Source organism: Sporolactobacillus pectinivorans (assembly GCF_002802965.1).
Taxonomy (GTDB): Bacteria; Bacillota; Bacilli; order Bacillales; family Sporolactobacillaceae; genus Sporolactobacillus; species Sporolactobacillus pectinivorans.
Window position 1 is genome coordinate 540870 of record NZ_NXGA01000001.1, and the last position, 18227, is coordinate 559096.

Consider the following 18227-nt stretch of genomic DNA (forward strand, 5'->3'; position numbering starts at 1 on the left):
ACCGCTTTGATTTTTGCTTGACTGTGCAACCGGTTGCATTTAATATAAGGGCATGAAAGAGCATTCAAAATGGACGTACGAGGAGGAATTGGCATGCAGCGAATTTTTGAAATTGACCCTTGGGAAGTCGTTACCCATAAATTAGACAAAGAAAACAAACGGGTGCAAGAAAGTATGACTAGTATTGGAAACGGCTACATGGGCATGCGTGGGTTTTTTGAAGAAAATTACAGTGGAGACACACTACAAGGGATTTACATTGGAGGCGTTTGGTTCCCTGACAAGACACGTGTCGGATGGTGGAAGAACGGCTATCCAAAGTACTTTGGCAAAGTGATCAATGCAGTTAATTTTATTAAGACGAATCTATTCATTAACGGTGAACCTATTGATCTAGCCAATGATTTGGTCAGCGATTTCAGTTTGCGGCTGGACATGAAGACTTCCTTTCTAACTCGTGAATTTACTGTAGAAAAAAGCGGCGCTAAGTTAAAAGTTTCCATTGAGCGCTTTGTCAGCGCCGCACAAAAGGAATTATTCGTGGATGCTTATCAATTTGAAAATGAGGGTTCAACGCGTTTTAAATTAACCGTAAATACCCAAATTGACGCCGACGTTCAAAATGAAGATGCAAATTACGGAGAACGTTTCTGGAAAGTTTTAAATAAGTCCCAAAGTGATACTAAAGGTCATGTTGTAGCGATCACTAAAGAAAATCAATTCGGTACTCCTCGATTTATCGTTGGTGATGAGATGGTCAACAAAACGGATTTGACAGCTGAAAAGACGGATGAAACGGATGAATTAGAATTAGCCGTTCAAAACCAGTTCAGTAAAGAACTTGTACCAGGTGACACAGCTTATTTTGAAAAACGTGTCGTTGTCGTTACTTCACGCGATTACGATGACCAAGCGAGCTTAATCAAAGCCATGCATCAATTAGCTGCCAAAGTTGCCGATAAAAAGTTAGCAGATTTACAAACAGCTCACAAACACGTTTGGGCACAACGTTGGAAAAAATCCGATGTTGAAATTGACGGCGATGCTGCTGCACAACAAGGAATTCGTTTCAACCTGTATCAATTATTCTCCACGTACTATGGTGAAGATGATCGGCTGAACATTGGCCCTAAGGGCTTTACTGGCGAAAAGTATGGTGGTGCCACCTATTGGGATACCGAAGCATTTGCCGTTCCAATGTACTTAGGAGTTACCGATTCTACAGTGACCCGAAACTTGTTAATGTACCGTTACAAGCAGCTCGATGGTGCTTATGTCAACGCTAAAGAACAAGGCTTAAAGGGTGCGCTGTATCCGATGGTGACGTTCAATGGAATTGAATGCCATAACGAATGGGAAATTACCTTTGAAGAAATTCATCGGAACGGTGATATCGCATTTGCCATTTACAACTACACCCGATATACCGGTGATAAATCCTATGTATTAAACGAAGGCAGCAAGGTCTTAACCGAAATTTCTCGCTTCTGGGCAAATCGGGTACATTATTCACAACGTAAGGATCAATACATGATTCACGGTGTAACCGGTCCAGATGAATATCAAAACAACATCAATAACAACTGGTACACAAACTACCTGGCACAATGGACTTTGAAATACACACTTGAAATATTGGATGAAGTTTCATCCGAACAAGCAGTTCAATTAAATGTTTCTGATGAAGAGAAGAAACAATGGAAAGAGATCATCAACAAGATGTACTTACCAGAAGATAAGAAACTTGGCATTTTTGTTCAGAACGACGGCTTCCTGGATAAAGATTTAAAGCCAGTCTGCGAACTTCCAGCTGATCAATTGCCGATTAACCAGCATTGGTCATGGGATAAAATTTTACGTTCGCCATACATCAAGCAAGGTGACGTCCTTCAAGGAATATGGGATTTTATCGATGAATTCACACCGGAACAAAAGAAAGCCAACTTTGACTTCTATGAGCCTTTAACCGTTCATGAATCAAGTTTATCTGCTTCGATTCATTCGATTTTAGCTGCCGACCTGCATTACGAAGATAAGGCAGTTGAAATGTATGAACGGACCTCCCGCTTAGACTTGGATAACTATAACAACGATACTGCCGATGGACTGCATATTACCTCAATGACCGGCAGCTGGCTCGCCATCGTGCAAGGCTTTGCAGGCATGCGTGTGCGCAATAATCATCTACACTTTGATCCATTCTTACCGAAGAAATGGGAAGGGTATCGCTTCCGGATCAACTTCCGTGGACGGATCATCCAAGTTGCTATCGATCATGTGGGAACACGGATTACATTAGTTTCTGGTGAACCGCTCACCATTGATGTTAAAGGACAAAACGTTCAACTGGATTCAAAAACCGTCACGGCTTAAATTCATATTGAGTGAGTTTCTGCATTTATCCCTAAAGTATAGAGGAAAGTTAGGGGGGGAGTAACGGTGAAAATTACGCAAGCAACGATTGGTTCAATTGCTGATGAGCTAATTACACAATATACCTTAGAAAACGATCACCATGTACAAGTCGTATGTATGTCCTATGCAGCAACTTGGCAAGGATTTATGGTTCCAGATCAAAATGTCAAATTACACAATTTGATTTTACGATTCGATGACATCAACACTTATTTGACAAATCCATTTCATGTTGGTAATACCATCGGTCGCGTAGGTGGCCGACTTAAAAATAGCAGCTTCGCCATTAAAGGCATTAAATACCACGTTCCTGCAAATGAAGGTCCGAATTTAATTCATGGCGGCAACCATGGCTTTTCCAGTTGGAATTGGCATGCCGCTACGGAAAGCCTTCAAAATGCAGTGAACGTGACATTTAGTCGGAAGATAGCAACTCAAGATGATGGTTTTCCGGGAAATATTGAGGTGAAAATCTCATACACCCTAGACAATCAAAACAAAGTCACCATTCAATTTTTTGGTCAAAGTGATGCAGATACGCTCTTCAATCCGATGACGCATGTATATTTTAATTTGAGCGATGATCAGAAAACGATTATGAATCATGAATTGCAGATCAATAGCCTGCAACACGTTGAAGTTGATGATCAAAAACTGCCGACCGGTCGTTTACTTGAACATAGTGGAACGGCATTTGATTTTTCGAAACCTGTAATGATGCGAAAGGCGGTCGCGCAGCTACAAAAAGAAATGGGTAAAAACCAATTTGACGACGCATTCAAATTGGTCGGCCAAGAACATCCAGCTGTTGTGATTCGGGATAACGCTTCCCACCGTCAAGTTCGCGTTTATTCTGACCGAAATGGTATCGTGATGTTCACGGCCAATCCTGAAGTGATTGGAAAACCGAAGGAATGGGAAGCAAGCCATCCCTATAATGGTGTGGCAATTGAAGCACAGACGCTTCCGGATGCCATTCATCATCCGGAATTTGGCGATATCGTATTAAAAGCGAATCAGCCTAAAGTATATACCGTACACTATCAATACGAAGAAATTTAATGAGAGGGGAAAATTGCTTGACAAACTTTAATGACATTAAGGGGTTCATCTTTGATTTGGATGGCGTAATCGCGCTGACATCTAAGTATCACAGTCAGGCTTGGCATCAGATTGCCGATGAGTTGGATGCGACATGGACAAAATCACTTGAAGATGGGCTCAAAGGGATCAGCCGAATGGACTCTTTAGAAATGATTTTGAAAGCTGGCAATAAAGAAAACGACTATACCGAAGAAGAAAAAATCAAATTAGCGGCAAAGAAAAATGACAATTATTTGGCGCTTATTGGAAATATGAATATTGATGATCTTTTACCTGGAATACCGGAGTTCTTAGAAGATTTAATGGCCCACAATTATAAGATTTGTTTGGCATCTGCTTCAAAGAATTCTCCAATTATTCTTAAAAAGTTAAACCTGGCAAGATATTTTCCAGATGTTGTCGATCCATCTAAACTGAAAAAAGGAAAGCCAGATCCTGAAATTTATATTCGTGGAGCTGAACTGTTGAACTTGAAGCCTGAAGAATGCATTGGAATTGAAGATGCCGCTGCAGGGATTCAATCCATTAATGGAGCCGGCGAAACATCAATTGGTATTGGTGATACACAAGAACTAAGTGCCGCTGATATTCTTTTCTCAAGCACAAAAGACATTACATTAGCGAACATTGAAGCTGCAATGAAAGTTAACGCATAAATCGATCATTTAAATTGTTTTCAGTGTAAGAGGCTGTCTCAAAAGGTCAGCAGATGAAAGACGAGAGGGAATTTTTATCCCTCTCGTTTTTTCGCGTTTCTGGATAAAAATCATAGAAAAAAATCGCCAATTCTCTTTAAATGAAATTATCCCGAGTCTCAATGAATGAAGACGATTTTTTTGAAAAACATTATCTTCGAAAAGTATAACATGCATCAACTCATTCTTCCAATGGATTTCAGCGACAGTATTCCCAAAAGCCATATATGACAGGACTGCTATAAGAGAGCAATTTATTAGGAGTATGCCTTGCTTCAGCATTTTCTTTCAGTGGCTTAAATTTCTTGCCATCTAAATGATTTTTCAGGTCCATTTTATTGACAAAGAGAAGTTGTGCCGGATCTTTATTGCCATCTTCATCATAACCGCCGACAATAACTTTTTCTACGATGCTCTCAAAAGTGAACCAATCAAATTGATTCAACGCCTTATTCTGTTCCAGGGTCTTCTTGAATTGCTCCAACCTAGCTGGCTAATTTGATTTTACAACTGGCCAATATAAACAAATTCATTCAAGAAAACGGAGAATTTTCAATGTCTTTTTTTCAAGTATTACATTCTATTATAAAAAGGAAATAGATAATGGTCTAGAAGATTTTTAGTTTGTGTAATAAAACCTCACTTACACCCATTACGGAGAACCTTACCATAAGTAAGAGAGGTTTTTCTGGTTTTGAAAAAATAAAAAAAGACAGTCTGCATGTATTTTACCTCCCCCAAAAAGCTAATAATGCTATTAATTTATTTTGCAGTACCAAGTTTGGCACTTGCCATCACCGAATTCAAATTGTTAATCTGTAACTGCCGTCGGGAATCCTCTAATATTAATGAAGGGTTTGTTTCTTTTTTAGCGGTGTAAACAACAATTGGTTGATTAGGTAACAAGTCAAAATAATTATTCGAAAAAATAGCGTCAGCCGTTTGCAAATCCACCAATGCAATCAGGGCAATGAATCCGAAAAAATGTGTGATTCATAGGGACTTGGTAAAATAAATAATCCAGGCAGAACTAAAGTGACCGCGCGATTGTTAGGGCTGGCAAGTCTGTTAATACCAATTTTTGTATTTTCAGAGAAGGGCCCTTTGAGTTAAAGAGAAGCAAGTTCACTATTCTGGGAGAATAGAATGGTGGGGCATCAACTAAAAAAATTTTTTCTAATAAAAAAACAGTAGAGAAGAAATAGGTTTTCCCTCTAATGCTTTTTTGTTTAAATCACCTAATATTCGAATCTTTCATAAGTAATACGTATCATCAATTGGAAATCGTTCTCTAGAATCGACACCATCTGATTTAATTAGTCGTAGCATATAAAAGATGTTGATCATCATAGAGGGACGCTTTAATCTTTCGTGTGTAGGCGTCAACGAGTACCTCATCTAAATTCTCTTGAATGCCTTCAATAACTTTTTGTACCAATAGATCAAGGCTTACTTTATTAGCTTTAATATCCTTAGTTGATTCTGCATCTACAAAACCGCAGTGAGCACCAATGACCTGTATTCCTTGAGGACGAAGTTCAACACGTAGAGCATTACTCATAGACCACTCCGCTGCTTTTGAAGCCGCATATCCAGTCATCGCTGTACTAGCCCTCCATGAAGCAACAGATAACATATTAACAATTTTACCTCCACCGTTCTGCTTAATGATAGGAGTGAAAGCTTGTGCCATTGACCAGGCCCCAAGATAATTGACTTCTATTTCCTCTCTTGCATTATTAAGTAAGGCATTTAGCGGTGAAGCAGCCCTAAAAACGCCTGCATTATTTACTAATATAGTGGTATCTGCAGCTTTTTCTCGGGACCTCTTTATATCATCAATGTCAGTAACATCAAGCTTGATTGGAGTGAGACGGGGGTCACTAATCGAATTAGGATCCCTTGCTCCTGCATAAACTTTGGTAGCTCCATGTTCTATAAATGAATAAGCAAGAGCATAGCCAATTCCTCAATTTGCACCTGTTACAAAGACCGTAGAATTCTCAATATTCATTTTTCTCTCCTTAATTGATGTAGGCAAACTGCCTAACCTGCATCATGAATTATACGGCGCTGCGTCCGCCGTCAACAGGAATTAAGGCACCAGAAATATAACTCGAATCAGGTGATGCTAAGAAAGAAACAGTTTTGGCAATTTCTTTCGCATCTGCTGCACGCTTCAGCAATGTTGTTGATCCAAGTGCTGTCGTGCGATCCGGAAGGGCCCCTTCTGTATAAGTCGGGCCTGGTGAAATGGTGTTGACTCTGACGCCCTTCGCGCCGAATTCTGATGCCCACGCTCTTGTAAGAGAAGCAATCGCTCCCTTTGTTGCTCCGTAGACTGATCCAGCGGCTAGTCCAATTTGTCCAGCCATACTACCTATATTAATGATGCTGCCTGTTCCTCGTTCTGCCATCTTAGGCGCGAACGCACTAACAAGAAAGAACGGTGCACGAACGTTCAACGCAAAAAGAGTGTTGAACGTTTCTAAATCCAGTCCCCGACTTTCACCAAACCATGAACGTCCCGCATTATTCACCAGGATATCGACATCGTCAACTTCTTGAATAAGCTTGAGCACATCATCATGATTGGCTAAGTCAGCATATTGAAAAATGCCCAATCCTCCGTTTTCAATGATTTCATTCACTACCTCCGTACCACGCTCCTCATTACGGCCGTGTACAATAACTTCATAACCGTCATCAGCCAACTGCACTGCAATAGCGTGTCCAATACCAGAGGTCGCCCCTGTAATTAAGGCTTTTGTCTTTTTAGTGTTTTGAAGATTAGTCATTGGAATTTATATCCTCCTTTATTTTTCATCAGATAAATTTGTCTAATAAGCGTGTAATTAAAATAATTCAACACTTTCTCAAATTCTAAAAATGCTTTTCAAGTTAAATTTATCTACCGGAAAGTAAGCTGGCAAATCCTTTTAAATCATAAGCTTTACCGCCGATGCCCCAGCCGCCGTCAGCAGCTTCTGTTAAAAGCACCCACGTACGATTGCCCTGAGTTTCGTCGCCGGAAAGCCTCTGAACAATTTCGGTCGCCGTTTTCACAAGATACTTTTGCCCATCACTCGTTAAAACATGTGGTGGTGTCAAGACCTGAATACGAACAACCTTCGCCGCCCCTTCAGCAGCAGTATGAATTAATTCAGGTTCGAATTTATGAATATAGACGGCAGTATTGTTCAAATGTACCGGTGTTGGTTCTTGAACACCTTCAGCATGTAACAAAGCGAGTGTTAGTTCACTGGCTAGTTGCCTTTCTGTTCCCTCTGGAAATAAATTTTTGGGTGCATAAAGATCAATCATTGGCACATTTTATTCCTCCTCGCTGATAAAATTATCAAAAACACAATCGATTCTTAACGATGTTTGGTGTGATTCTGTCGCATAAGTCGTTCATTTTATAATTACACAGCGGTGCGTCCACCATCGACAGCAATATTTGCCCCAGTGATATAACTTGAATCTGATATTGCCAAAAAAGCAACAGCTTTAGCGATTTCTGCAACATTCGCTGCGCGTTTGAATGGAGTTGTTGCTCCAAGAGCCTCAATAACATCTTCAGATGCGCCACTAGTGAAGGTCGGTCCAGGTGAAATAGTGTTGATCCGCACACCCTTAGCTCCGAATTCAGCTGCCCATGCTCTTGTTAGTGAAGCAATGGCCCCTTTGGTTGCTCCATAAGCTGCTCCAGCCGATAGACCTACCTGCCCAGCCATACTCCCGATATTTATAATACTGCCTGTACCTTTTTCCGCCATTTTCGGAGCAAAGGCACTGACAAGGAAATACGGCGCTCGAACATTTACAGAGAATAGAGTATTAAAAGTTTTGATATCAAGATCCATGCTATCCCCGAACCATGCTATTCCCGCATTATTGACCAGTATATCAACATCATTAACGTCCTTTATAAGTTGAAGAACATCGTCATGTTTGGAAAGGTCAGCATATTGAAATTTGGCGTGACCACCTGATTCAATAATTTCTTTGACAACTTCTGCACCTCGTTCAGTATTACGGCCTTGGACAATAACACTAATACCTTTACTAGCTAATTGGATAGCTACTGCGCGACCGATCCCTGATGTCGCACCAGTGACTAATGCCGTAGTTTTTGCGTCTTGAGAATTAGTCATTTGATTATATCCCTTCTAATTAAATTTTGATAAAACAGACCGGTCTGTCTACACGACCTAGATTACACAACATACTTTTCAAAGTCAAGTGCAAGTTGATTTAAATTTATTATGTCCTGAAATTATTTCAACGGTTGCCCAATTATATTTTTAATTTCTTACTTTTTAACATAGGGCCAGTATGCAAACTGCAAGTTTCATCAATGAAAGGGTGAATTTTTCAATCGCCCAGCATAATCCTAAGTTTAGCATTTGCAGTATATCGGTCGATTATATATATTGGAGATATGGAAAATAAAGATACTAAACATAAAAAAAATGAACAATTGCCCGCTAGAGAAAGACTCTTGTCTGCTGCGAGCGAATTATTTTACCGAGAAGGAATACACACGGTTGGTATTGATCGAATATTAAAGCAGGCTGGAGTAGCAAAAGCGACTTTATATACTTCTTTTGGTAATAAAGAGGGCCTTATTGAAGCTTATCTAACAAGAAGGAAGGAAAATTGGGAACGTAATGCATCTAACTGGCTCCTTAAATATGATACATCAAAAGAACGTATCTTGGGTGTGTTTGACATGCTGTATCAATCATTCAGCCATCCCGGCTTTCATGGATGTGCTTTTATGAATGCACTCGCCGAAGAGCAAAGTGGTAGTGTTGTTGAGAAACCGACCAAGGCGTATCGTGCTGCCGTTCGCAAAAAATTTCAAGATCTTGTTCAACAACTAGATATAAATAATTCGGATGTTCTGGTGGATCATTTGGTTATTTTATACGATGGAGCAACGATAAATGCACGAATGGATCACAATGCCGATGCGGCTTTATCCGCAAAAGAAATGGCGGCAGTACTAATTGATAAATTGCTAGATAAAAGCGAGAAAAACCTCTAGTTCTCTATTATCAAGCCCATTACTTGTAGCGATCGATTCATATATGTCGGCCAATGATCCGGACAGGAATACATTTAGTGAACTGTGCCAAGGAACGATGGCAGATTATGTTCTCGTTCCTCGATCTTTGGGAAGGGCCAACCGCAGAAAAAAATATTCTTACTCCACAGGTATTGAAGCGTGTTTTAGAGCCGTCAAAACACGCTTCAATCATAAATTCGCAGGTATACCGGACCTTTTCCCTGGGGTAACGCCACTACATCCTGTATGATTTTTTAGACGGAGGCGATAAAATTGGCGAGAGCATTAAAGAATATTTATAACAAAGATTTCTTCTTGGATTTTGGTAGGAAGGTTCAATCCAAGTACGGAGTTTTTGACACGAAGGCATTTATCACTTCATTAATGGACGAAACATGGGATGAGCTTCCGCTGAAAGCGCGGACGCGGCGAATTTCCGAAACATTTGGCACATTTCTACCAAGCCGCTATGAAACCGCACTGGACATTTTGTTTGCAATTGCCGACACCTGTGTAGGTTTTCCATACCTGTTCTTTCCTGATTTTGTGGTGGTATATGGGCAGGCAGAACAGGATTGGGAGCTTTCCATGAACGCACTGGAATACTTTACGCAGAAATCCTCCTCGGAATTTGCTGTAAGGCCGTTTATTCTGTCTGACCCGGATCGGGTAATGCGACGGATGACTGCATGGGCAGGACATCCGAATGAGCACGTACGGCGGTTTTCCAGTGAGGGCTGCCGGCCCCGCCTTCCTTGGGGAGAAGCGCTTCCGGTGTTCAAGAAAAACCCGACTCCCGTATTATCCATTCTGGAACTGCTCAAAACGGACCCTTCGCTTTACGTGCGAAAAAGCGTTGCCAACAATCTGAATGATATCGCAAAAGACAACCCAGATACGGTACTCGATGTGGCCCGCCGCTGGAAAGGGGAAAATCCCGACACGGACTGGATCATACGGCAGGGCTGCCGTACTATGATCCGAGATGCGAATCCAGGAGCGATGGAGCTATTCGGTTACATAGGTTCCAGAGGTGAAATTCCGCTGACGACCTGCGCTTCTATATCGGTACAGCCCGCTGAATTAATGATAGGTGGGAGCTGCGAGCTGCACTATAGCCTTGATATAAGCCAAGGCGGGCCAGTGCATATCCGGATTGAATACGGCATTTACCTTATAAAGGCGAATGGACGGCTCTCGCGCAAGTCATTTCTTTTGTCCGATAAAACGATATCCGGTAGTACGCATATTGCCGGAACGCGGACACATAATTGGTCGGATCTGACGACTCGCCGGCATTATCCAGGTGTACATCGAATTGTGCTTTTAGTAAATGGACAGGAAGCTGCTGATACGATATTAAAACTAGAGAAAAATTACGACATGCAGAGTTGACAGTGGAGTCAACTCTTTATTTTTAAGATGAGCCTAAACCTAGTAAAATATGAACCTGAGTCCCTGGTTAAGTTTGACAATGTCTTTAAATGCAACTAATATAGTTACAAAGAGGTGCGGAATGAAAAATGAACAGTCATTATACCATTGCCCTTCATATTTTGACGATGATTGCTTTTCACACGAGCCGAAGTGATCAATATTTATCATCTGAAAAAATTGCGGGTAGTGTCAATACGAATTCGGTGTTCATTCGCCGAATTTTGGGCAAGTTAAAAAAAGCGCAGCTCGTTAATGTCCATCGCGGCGGAGTTGAGGGCGGATGGAAATTGGCACGCCCTGCTGATGTTATAACGTTGTTAGATGTCTATACAGCCGTTGAGAAGAAGCCGCTTTTTGAAATGCATTACAGTCTGCCCAATGAAAAATGCCCGATTGGCTGCAGCATTCAATCTTCCTTGAAAGTCTATTACGGAAATGCTGAGGCCGCTATGAAAGACCAGCTGCGTGAAAATACGATTGCTGATTTATTGAAGAAGACATTGAATTATACCGCTGAAAAACGAATGAAGGCATCAGGCGCTCTTCTGGATCAATTAGGAAATGAAATCGGCTGAATCTCATGAAGGAAAAACAGAACGTCCGGCCTCATTGCTTTTTTTACAATCGAATGTAACTAATATAGTTACATTTGAAATATACTTTCTTTGGAGGAATGTGCAATGGATCAGAACAAATTGGAACAGCGTTTGCTTTACACATTGTTTCAGCCTTTGTCTCTAGGCAAGCTGAATCTTTCCAATCGCATCGTTATGGCACCTATGACTCGAGGCTTCTCCCCGGATGGAGTTCCAGGACAGAGTGTTGCAGATTATTATCGACGGCGGGCGGAGAACGACGTGGGATTGATTGTTACTGAGGGCACTTTAATCAATCATCCGTCGGCAGGATCGAATGCAAATTGGCCGCATTTCTATGGCCCGGATGCGCTGAAGGGATGGGCCAATGTCGCAAATGCGGTACACGATGCAGGCGGGAAAATCATTCCGCAGCTTTGGCATGTTGGGATGGCTAGGCAGGTAGGGGATTTCCCCAATCCTGAAGCTCGGCCGATCGGTCCGTCCGGATTGAGCCTGACAGGTACTCAGGTGAATGCACCTATGACTGAATCAGAGATTTCTGCTATCGTTGAAGCCTATGGACAGGCGGCAGCTGATGCAAAGCGCCTTGGCTTTGACGGAATTGAAATTCACGGGGCCCACGGCTATCTGATTGATCAGTTCTTTTGGGCAAGAACCAACAAACGGACCGATCGCTACGGCGGGAACATAGCGGCACGTGGGCGCTTTGCAGCTGAAATCGTTGCGGCTTGCAGGGCTGCTGTCGGGCCTGAGTTTCCCATTGTGTTCCGTTTTTCACAATGGAAAACGTCGAACTATTCGGCTAAGCTTGCGCAAACGGCTGATGAACTGGAACAATTCTTAACACCACTCGTCAATGCAGGCGTTGATATCTTCCATTGTTCTACTCGTCGTTTCTGGGAACTTGAATTTGACAATTCCACGCTTAATCTCGCGGGATGGACCAAGAAGCTATCAGGAAAATCGACGATCACTGTGGGTTCCGTCGGGTTACACAATGAATTTTCCAATTATTTTAGCGATAGAAAAGGTGCGGGAGTAGATATCACGAACATCGAAGGATTGATTGAGCGGGTAGAGAAGAACGAATTTGATCTGGTGGCCGTAGGAAGAGCCCTGCTTGCCGATCCTGCCTGGGCAAGAAAAATTAGGGAAGGGAAAATCAATGAATTAATCTCTTTTCATTCCGAAACGACGAAGCACCTTTTTTAGGGCAAAACGTCAATTTGTATGGATTCCTTGATAGACAGTCGTGCTGTACAAAAAAATCGGAGGCTCTTAATGTTTAAGAACAATCATACCGGCTCAGAATTTATCTCCAGGAATCCCAAAATAACGAAGTGGATGACACTGGCAGCGACTTGTCTTGGACTCTTGCTCCTGAACATTGATTTGTTTATTGTCAACGTCGCACTGCCCTCGATTGGTCATGATCTGCATGCTCCGGTAAACATTGTCTCCTGGACCATTTCCACCTATGTCTTAATGCTTGGTGTCTTGCCTGCCGGGCTGGGCAAAATAGGAGATATTTGGGGTCAGAAGAAGTGCTATCTGGGAGGGCTCGCGCTTTTCACACTGGCTTCTCTTGCCTGCGGCCTCGCATCTAGTATTGGCTGGCTGATTGCTTTTCGCACGCTTCAGGGAATCGGGGCCGCCGCGATCACACCGGGAACGCTTGCGATTCTCATTCGCGCTTTTCCAAGAAATCAGAAGGGATTTGCCATTGGCTTGAATGGAGGGATCGGCGGATTGGGCTTGGTCGCCGGTCCGGTTCTTGGGGGCGTGATCATAGCCGGATCAAGCTGGCGGTGGATTTTCTTCGTTAATATTCCACTGGGTCTGCTGGCAATCATGTTAACGGCAGTGTTTGTAGTCGAATCACAGGTTGAAGTCAAATCGAAGGCCATGGACTGGTTGGGCATGCTGTGCTTATGTATGGGTTTATTTCCAATTCTATTTGCCTTTACAAGAGCAGAAAGCGACGGTTTTGATCCGCTTTCCATTTGTTCATTGCTTGGCGGTCTTGCCGTCATCGGACTATTCGTTTTTGTTGAGAAAAAAACACGTCATCCATTAATCGAGCTTTCCTTATTTAAAAACGCGGCTTTTATCATGCCATGTATCAGTCTGTTCTTATTTTCTGCGGCCTTGTTTGGATCGCAGCCCTATTGGAATTTATTTTTCCAGAATTTCTGGGGCTTTACACCCTTACAGGGAGGACTTGCTTTCCTGCCGGCGACGGTGCTGATCGCTGCGCTGACACCATTTTCGGGTATCATTAGTCAGAAAAGTGAGAGACATCTCCGGTATATTGTGATGCTTGGTGTTATTCTGGTCGGGTTTAGTTTCTTTTATGTGACGCGGATTAATAGTCAAAGTCATTTTGTCAACGGATTTCTACCCGCCTTGCTGATACGAGGTGTTGGTATTCCTATTTTGATGGCATCCACGTCTCTCGCGATCATGAATGCTGTTTCAGATGATCAATCCGGACTTGCCGCAGGAATGCTTAATATCTTTAAAAATATCGGCACTGCTATGGGCGTCACCCTGCTGGGACAAACGTACATCCACGAGGTTGGACAAAGGCTATCGTTGCTGCATGGCGTCCGATCTCCGTACAGCGTTTCCGAGATAAAGGAATCGGCCTATCAGTTTATTTCATCGCATGATCATTTTAGGACGATGACAGCCGTCGCCATTATCAAAGGATTCGACAAAATGTCGATGATTTGTATGCTTGCTTTTATCCCTGCTTTCATATCCGCCTTCTTGATTAAAAGTCATAAGGAGAGAAATCTATAAAGAGCTGTTTGAAGATGGTGAAGTTCTGAAGAAAGTACTTTTTTTAGAGAATGATCATTCTCTAAAAAAGTTAAATCGAAGGGAGATATAGAAAATGGAAATTCAAAATGCTGTTGTTTTGGTTACAGGTTCAAACCGAGGGATCGGTTACTCGATTGCACGCGCTTTTGTCGAAAATGGAGCGGCAAAGGTATATGCCGGTGCGCGAAATCCTGCCTTAATTACCGACCCCGATCTCATTCCTTTACAACTGGATATTACAGATTCCGCCGAGGTATCGGCAGCTGCCAAACTAGCCGCCGACACGACGATACTTGTGAACAATGCGGGTATTTTCTATCCTACTCATCCACTCACTGGATCGCTTGCTGATGCTAAAAAAGAAATGGAGGTCAATTATTTGGGCACATGGGCGATGGCCCAAGCGTTTGCTCCAGTGCTTGCGCGTAACGGAGGCGGGGCGATGGTTAACATGTTATCCGTCGCGTCATGGAGAGCCAGTACGAAAATGACGGGCTATGCCTCCTCAAAATCAGCTGAATGGTCACTAACCAATGCGCTACGTATGGCGCTGAGATCACAAGGGACATTAGTTACGGGGGTTCACTGTGGTTTCGTAGATACAGAATCGACGAAGGGTATCGAATCAGTGAAGGTAAGTCTGGAAAAAGTTACGCAAGAATTAATCAAAGGTATTTTGGAAAATTCGGATGAAGTGCTGGTGGATGAGACGGCAAGAAAAGTGAAGGCATCGCTTCACGATGATCAGCGCCTCTTGTATGCACCGGGTAACTAAGCATTGGCATACAATTAAGGGGGTCGGATGTGCTCGATCCTCTTTTGATATATATTAGGGTGTTTTCACTTCTTCTTAAACTGGATATGCCAAAGGGTTTTATTAGCTTTAGGATCACATTATCAATAAAATTAACTCATCAAACTGAAATCTCCAAGCTATTGGCGCTTATAATAAATTTGGAATAGCCGATTGAGAGAAGTATAAAACCTCACTTAGACCTATTACGGAGAACCTTACCATAAGTAGGAGAGGTTTTTTAATTACCCCATTAAAAGACTGATAATTCAAAATTCTGTATAATTAATGTATATCAAGACAAGGTGGTGAAACAATTGGCTATTTTTGTGCTAAATATTCAGGAGTTCTATTATGATGCTTTCGTGATCCTCAGGTGGGAAGAATTAAACCCAAAGTGCATAAAGAATCATCCCAAATTGTATTGTACATATGACCCTGATGGTCATGTAAGAGACATTATTGTGACAGACGATTCAACAACGAAAGAAATGCTTATGAATGGCTATCACAATATAAAACTTCTGGACAAAAGAATTAGTTAAGAATTGAGGGCGTCCCAAAAGAGGGCGCCCTTCGTTGTTTCGTCAAGCGTAAGCGTTAAATAATGGACACCTAGGATCAGCACTCAGACCATGGGATAATACATTCATCAAAGATAGATGGAGATGAGTCTCATGACCTTGAACGAACGAGATTTGTTATGGAAAGAACGCATTGAAGCCTTCGAAGCCAGCGGCCTGAATGGGCGCAATGGTGCCGGTCTCAAGAGATACCCGTGAAACAATTTCGTTACTGGCATAAGAAACTGCGCCGCGGGGCTGCTGCCCAGACACAGGAACCAGAAAGAAACCGATGGTAAGCGTCAAATCTGTGTCTTATTCACGACCTGGGATGTGACGTAGCGCTTACGCCGCTGCCGCCCCTCTAAAATACTCGTTTACATAAATCAAACCCACCCGTTTGGGGTAGGCTCGATTTGTTACGCTCTTAGATGGGCTGCCTTGCCAGAATTTTCAGGGCAGCTCACTGTTCATTTATTACCGTGATCGCCGGGGTATCAAGACTGTGCCAAAAACCGAATCAGCAACGCGTTTGTTTTCTCAGGTTGCTCTTGTTGCAACCAATGACCCGCCCCTTCGATGAAGCTGCATCCTCGAAAGTCGGAGAACACCTGTTGCGACATTTTTTCCAAGGCATTTGGAAGTTGATATGGGCACCAATCACTGCATCCAGCTAGAAACAGAGTGGGCACATCAATTTTGCGGCCAGCATAAAGTGTCATTTCACGCGCATTCAAACCATTCATGCCGCAACGGAACCAATTCAGTCCTCCCTGAAAGCCAGTGCGGGTATATTCGGTGCTGAATACTTGGAGCTCCTGTTCCGTAAGCCAGGTACAAGCACATATGTTATCTTTGTCGGGCATAAATGGTGCAACAGTAGCGGCCATACCTTTGTCTTGATCCATAATATAGTAAGTGGGCATTTGGGCCAGTTCCTCTGCCGTCCAGCTTTTAAGCGCGAAAGGTTTGTTTCCCTCCCAGTCTGCACTTTTATAATGGAAACTTGCGCGCAAAAACGCATGTATACCTTGCGGTGGCGTACTAAGATCCGGACCTGCCTCCGCCGTCGTATAATACAACTGATAGTGCTTACGGGGCCGCTTGAGCGCAGCCAGCTTTTCATGGATCGGGTCGTCTTGCGCGGCAACAGGCAAGCCTTCCACGCCCAATGCAAAACCAGGCACACCGGGGAACGGTGCTGACAACAAGATAAGAGATCGGAAAATATCCGGACGGATCAATGCCGCCATGGCAGCAACCTGTACCCCAGTATCGTGGCCAATCACCGCTTGTACCCGCCGATGGCCCAGCGTATTAACCAAAACCACCATATCCGTCACCAGATTTATTATACCGAAAGGCTGAAGATCTACATCATAGCCATCTTGCCAGCCCGTTGTGCGGCCAAAGCCACGCTGATCCGGAGCGATAACATGAAATCCCTGGGCTGCCAAGTGCAGCATATTATGCCGCCAGCTATATGCCAGTTCTGGAAACCCGTGTAACAGTAGCACACACGAACGAGCCGGTGTTTCATACCCTGCTTCAAGTACATGCATTCGAAGACCATTTACCTGGACAAAACGTGATCTGATTCCCTTTGGTAATATTCCAGGGGCATATGCGTTTGGCAAGAGGTTCTGAGCAGATTCGTTTGTTTGCATATTGATTTCCTCCTACAATAAAGTTAAGGTTTAAGGCACAGCAGCCAACCGTGTCTTTTTCCATCTCAAAGCTGAAGCTATTAGAATGAGCGAGTAAATGGCCTGATACTTATCACCATGAGCCAGCACGCCCGTAATGGAGTCCGTCAGCCGCCTTCACAAGTTTGTCTTCTGCTTCTTGCGGCGTCAGATAATTGAGAGTGCTATGAACTCTAGACCGGTTGTACCAGCCTTCAATGTACTGAAAAAGCGCACGTCTGGCTTTTTCAAAATCTGAATACTCCGTTCGATGAATTTCTTCTTTTTTCAACGTCGCGTGAAAGGATTCGATACACGTGTTATCGTACGGGCAGCCTTTTTTACTGAACGAATGGATCATTTGTTTCTCTTGAATCACTTTCTCAAATTCACGGCTTGTATACTGGGATCCAAGGTCCGTATGCAGGATCAAACCAGGCTCCGGATTTTGGCTCAAACAGGCATTTTTTAGTCAATGAACTCCCGGGCTAAACCCACTGGCTTTTAGCCAGTAGATCTTTCAGGACTTGGTGGCACTTTAGTGGCTTCTGAAGGCTCTGCTATAATAATGCTAGGTGGGCAAAATGGGATATATTCACTATGGAAGTCATACTGTCTACGACATCCAGCATCATATTGTCTGGACAACCAAATATCGTTATAGAATTCAACAGGGCAAAATTGCTGTTCGGCTAAGAGACCTGATCCGGCAAGGTTCGAAGCACGCAATAGTCAAATTGTCCGGGGAAGCATTGGGAAAGAACACGTACATCTGTTGATTTCCTGTCCACCCAATCTGGCCCCGAGCAAATTGCTGCAGGAAGAGTTCAAGGGATTAAGATAAAGATATTGGGCCAGCATCTATGGGCTCCCGGTTATTTCTGCAGGACGGTGGGAGCCATGACGGAAGAGAGGATCAAGGAGTACATTGATAATCAGGACAATGGCCGGGATGACGAAACGTTTAAAATTGTGAAGGATTGAGTTCAGTCGAAAGCTTGAGCAGGACATTTTTTAACCGGCTTTAGCCGGAACA

At 43.0% G+C, this 18227-nt stretch carries 18 protein-coding genes and 2 pseudogenes; 12 read left to right on the plus strand and 8 right to left on the minus strand.

Annotated elements, in window-relative coordinates:
* Positions 1 to 87 precede the first annotated feature (87 nt).
* The 3 genes from COP04_RS02905 to pgmB all read left to right on the plus strand — a co-directional run bounded on the left by COP04_RS02905 (position 88) and on the right by pgmB (position 4175).
* On the plus strand, positions 88 to 2373 hold the full coding sequence (locus COP04_RS02905) for a glycoside hydrolase family 65 protein (protein WP_275656871.1): 2286 nt from the start codon (positions 88 to 90) through the stop codon (positions 2371 to 2373).
* Positions 2374 to 2439: 66 nt separating this feature from the next.
* Positions 2440 to 3477: an aldose epimerase family protein gene (locus COP04_RS02910; RefSeq protein WP_100486615.1), complete on the plus strand. Its 1038-nt coding sequence runs from the start codon at positions 2440 to 2442 to the stop codon at positions 3475 to 3477.
* Between the two features lie 17 nt (positions 3478 to 3494).
* The gene (gene pgmB / locus COP04_RS02915; RefSeq protein ID WP_100486616.1) at positions 3495 to 4175 is read left to right on the plus strand and encodes a beta-phosphoglucomutase; all 681 of its coding nucleotides are present in this window, start codon (positions 3495 to 3497) and stop codon (positions 4173 to 4175) included.
* 238 nt (positions 4176 to 4413) lie between these two features.
* On the opposite strand, the gene COP04_RS02925 is transcribed toward pgmB, so the two are convergent.
* The 6 genes from COP04_RS02925 to COP04_RS02945 all read right to left on the minus strand — a co-directional run bounded on the left by COP04_RS02925 (position 4414) and on the right by COP04_RS02945 (position 8371).
* Positions 4414 to 4659 carry a hypothetical protein gene (locus tag COP04_RS02925; RefSeq protein WP_100486618.1) on the minus strand — a complete coding sequence of 82 codons (246 nt, stop codon included), beginning with the start codon at positions 4657 to 4659 and terminating at the stop codon, positions 4414 to 4416.
* 317 nt (positions 4660 to 4976) lie between these two features.
* Entirely contained in the window at positions 4977 to 5168 is a 192-nt protein-coding gene (locus tag COP04_RS20675) for a glycoside hydrolase family 2 protein (RefSeq protein ID WP_157800145.1), read from the minus strand.
* Between the two features lie 358 nt (positions 5169 to 5526).
* Positions 5527 to 6180 carry an SDR family NAD(P)-dependent oxidoreductase gene (locus COP04_RS02930; RefSeq protein WP_100486619.1) on the minus strand — a complete coding sequence of 218 codons (654 nt, stop codon included), beginning with the start codon at positions 6178 to 6180 and terminating at the stop codon, positions 5527 to 5529.
* Positions 6181 to 6277: 97 nt separating this feature from the next.
* Positions 6278 to 7012 (minus strand): SDR family NAD(P)-dependent oxidoreductase, encoded by a 735-nt coding sequence (locus COP04_RS02935; protein ID WP_100486620.1) that lies wholly within the window; start codon positions 7010 to 7012, stop codon positions 6278 to 6280.
* A 109-nt stretch (positions 7013 to 7121) separates the two neighbouring features.
* Complete coding sequence (locus COP04_RS02940) at positions 7122 to 7544, minus strand: tautomerase family protein (protein ID WP_100486621.1); 423 nt, start codon at positions 7542 to 7544, stop codon at positions 7122 to 7124.
* Between the two features lie 95 nt (positions 7545 to 7639).
* The gene (locus tag COP04_RS02945; RefSeq protein ID WP_100486622.1) at positions 7640 to 8371 is read right to left on the minus strand and encodes an SDR family NAD(P)-dependent oxidoreductase; all 732 of its coding nucleotides are present in this window, start codon (positions 8369 to 8371) and stop codon (positions 7640 to 7642) included.
* Positions 8372 to 8658: 287 nt separating this feature from the next.
* On the opposite strand from COP04_RS02945, the gene COP04_RS02950 reads away from it, so the two are divergent.
* The 7 genes from COP04_RS02950 to COP04_RS20680 all read left to right on the plus strand — a co-directional run bounded on the left by COP04_RS02950 (position 8659) and on the right by COP04_RS20680 (position 15805).
* A complete protein-coding gene (locus COP04_RS02950) occupies positions 8659 to 9267 on the plus strand; it encodes a TetR/AcrR family transcriptional regulator (RefSeq protein ID WP_100486623.1) in 609 nt (202 codons plus the stop codon).
* 294 nt (positions 9268 to 9561) lie between these two features.
* Positions 9562 to 10683 carry a DNA alkylation repair protein gene (locus tag COP04_RS02955; RefSeq protein WP_100486624.1) on the plus strand — a complete coding sequence of 374 codons (1122 nt, stop codon included), beginning with the start codon at positions 9562 to 9564 and terminating at the stop codon, positions 10681 to 10683.
* A 128-nt stretch (positions 10684 to 10811) separates the two neighbouring features.
* A complete protein-coding gene (locus COP04_RS02960) occupies positions 10812 to 11300 on the plus strand; it encodes an Rrf2 family transcriptional regulator (protein ID WP_100486625.1) in 489 nt (162 codons plus the stop codon).
* A 105-nt stretch (positions 11301 to 11405) separates the two neighbouring features.
* Positions 11406 to 12536 carry an NADH:flavin oxidoreductase gene (locus COP04_RS02965; RefSeq protein ID WP_100486626.1) on the plus strand — a complete coding sequence of 377 codons (1131 nt, stop codon included), beginning with the start codon at positions 11406 to 11408 and terminating at the stop codon, positions 12534 to 12536.
* A 69-nt stretch (positions 12537 to 12605) separates the two neighbouring features.
* Positions 12606 to 14129 carry a DHA2 family efflux MFS transporter permease subunit gene (locus COP04_RS02970; protein ID WP_157800146.1) on the plus strand — a complete coding sequence of 508 codons (1524 nt, stop codon included), beginning with the start codon at positions 12606 to 12608 and terminating at the stop codon, positions 14127 to 14129.
* Between the two features lie 94 nt (positions 14130 to 14223).
* On the plus strand, positions 14224 to 14925 hold the full coding sequence (locus COP04_RS02975; RefSeq protein ID WP_100486628.1) for an SDR family oxidoreductase: 702 nt from the start codon (positions 14224 to 14226) through the stop codon (positions 14923 to 14925).
* Positions 14926 to 15721: 796 nt separating this feature from the next.
* Positions 15722 to 15805, plus strand: coding sequence for a hypothetical protein (locus tag COP04_RS20680; RefSeq protein WP_420852777.1), 84 nt, complete (start codon positions 15722 to 15724; stop codon positions 15803 to 15805).
* Positions 15806 to 16003: 198 nt separating this feature from the next.
* Here COP04_RS20680 and COP04_RS02985 read toward each other — a convergent pair whose 3' ends face one another.
* Positions 16004 to 17173, minus strand: coding sequence for an alpha/beta fold hydrolase (locus COP04_RS02985; protein WP_100486630.1), 1170 nt, complete (start codon positions 17171 to 17173; stop codon positions 16004 to 16006).
* A gap of 112 nt (positions 17174 to 17285) precedes the next feature.
* Positions 17286 to 17663, minus strand: a pseudogene (locus COP04_RS02990) (transposase); the annotation flags it as partial.
* 112 nt (positions 17664 to 17775) lie between these two features.
* Between COP04_RS02990 and tnpA the strand changes: the two are divergent.
* Positions 17776 to 18035 (plus strand): annotated as a pseudogene (gene tnpA / locus COP04_RS02995) (IS200/IS605 family transposase).
* 5 nt (positions 18036 to 18040) lie between these two features.
* Positions 18041 to 18175, plus strand: coding sequence for a transposase (locus tag COP04_RS20685; RefSeq protein WP_420852732.1), 135 nt, complete (start codon positions 18041 to 18043; stop codon positions 18173 to 18175).
* The last annotated feature ends 52 nt before the right edge of the window (positions 18176 to 18227 follow it).

Bases quoted from the DNA above. Each gene is read 5' to 3' on its own strand.
- COP04_RS02965 (WP_100486626.1), top strand. From the start codon at position 11,406: ATGGATCAGAACAAATTGGAACAGCGTTTGCTTTACACATTGTTTCAG.
- COP04_RS02950 (WP_100486623.1), top strand. From the start codon at position 8,659: ATGGAAAATAAAGATACTAAACATAAAAAAAATGAACAATTGCCCGCT.
- COP04_RS02970 (WP_157800146.1), top strand. From the start codon at position 12,606: ATGTTTAAGAACAATCATACCGGCTCAGAATTTATCTCCAGGAATCCC.
- COP04_RS02945 (WP_100486622.1), bottom strand. From the start codon at position 8,371: ATGACTAATTCTCAAGACGCAAAAACTACGGCATTAGTCACTGGTGCG.
- COP04_RS02985 (WP_100486630.1), bottom strand. From the start codon at position 17,173: ATGCAAACAAACGAATCTGCTCAGAACCTCTTGCCAAACGCATATGCC.
- COP04_RS02935 (WP_100486620.1), bottom strand. From the start codon at position 7,012: ATGACTAATCTTCAAAACACTAAAAAGACAAAAGCCTTAATTACAGGG.
- COP04_RS02975 (WP_100486628.1), top strand. From the start codon at position 14,224: ATGGAAATTCAAAATGCTGTTGTTTTGGTTACAGGTTCAAACCGAGGG.
- COP04_RS02960 (WP_100486625.1), top strand. From the start codon at position 10,812: ATGAACAGTCATTATACCATTGCCCTTCATATTTTGACGATGATTGCT.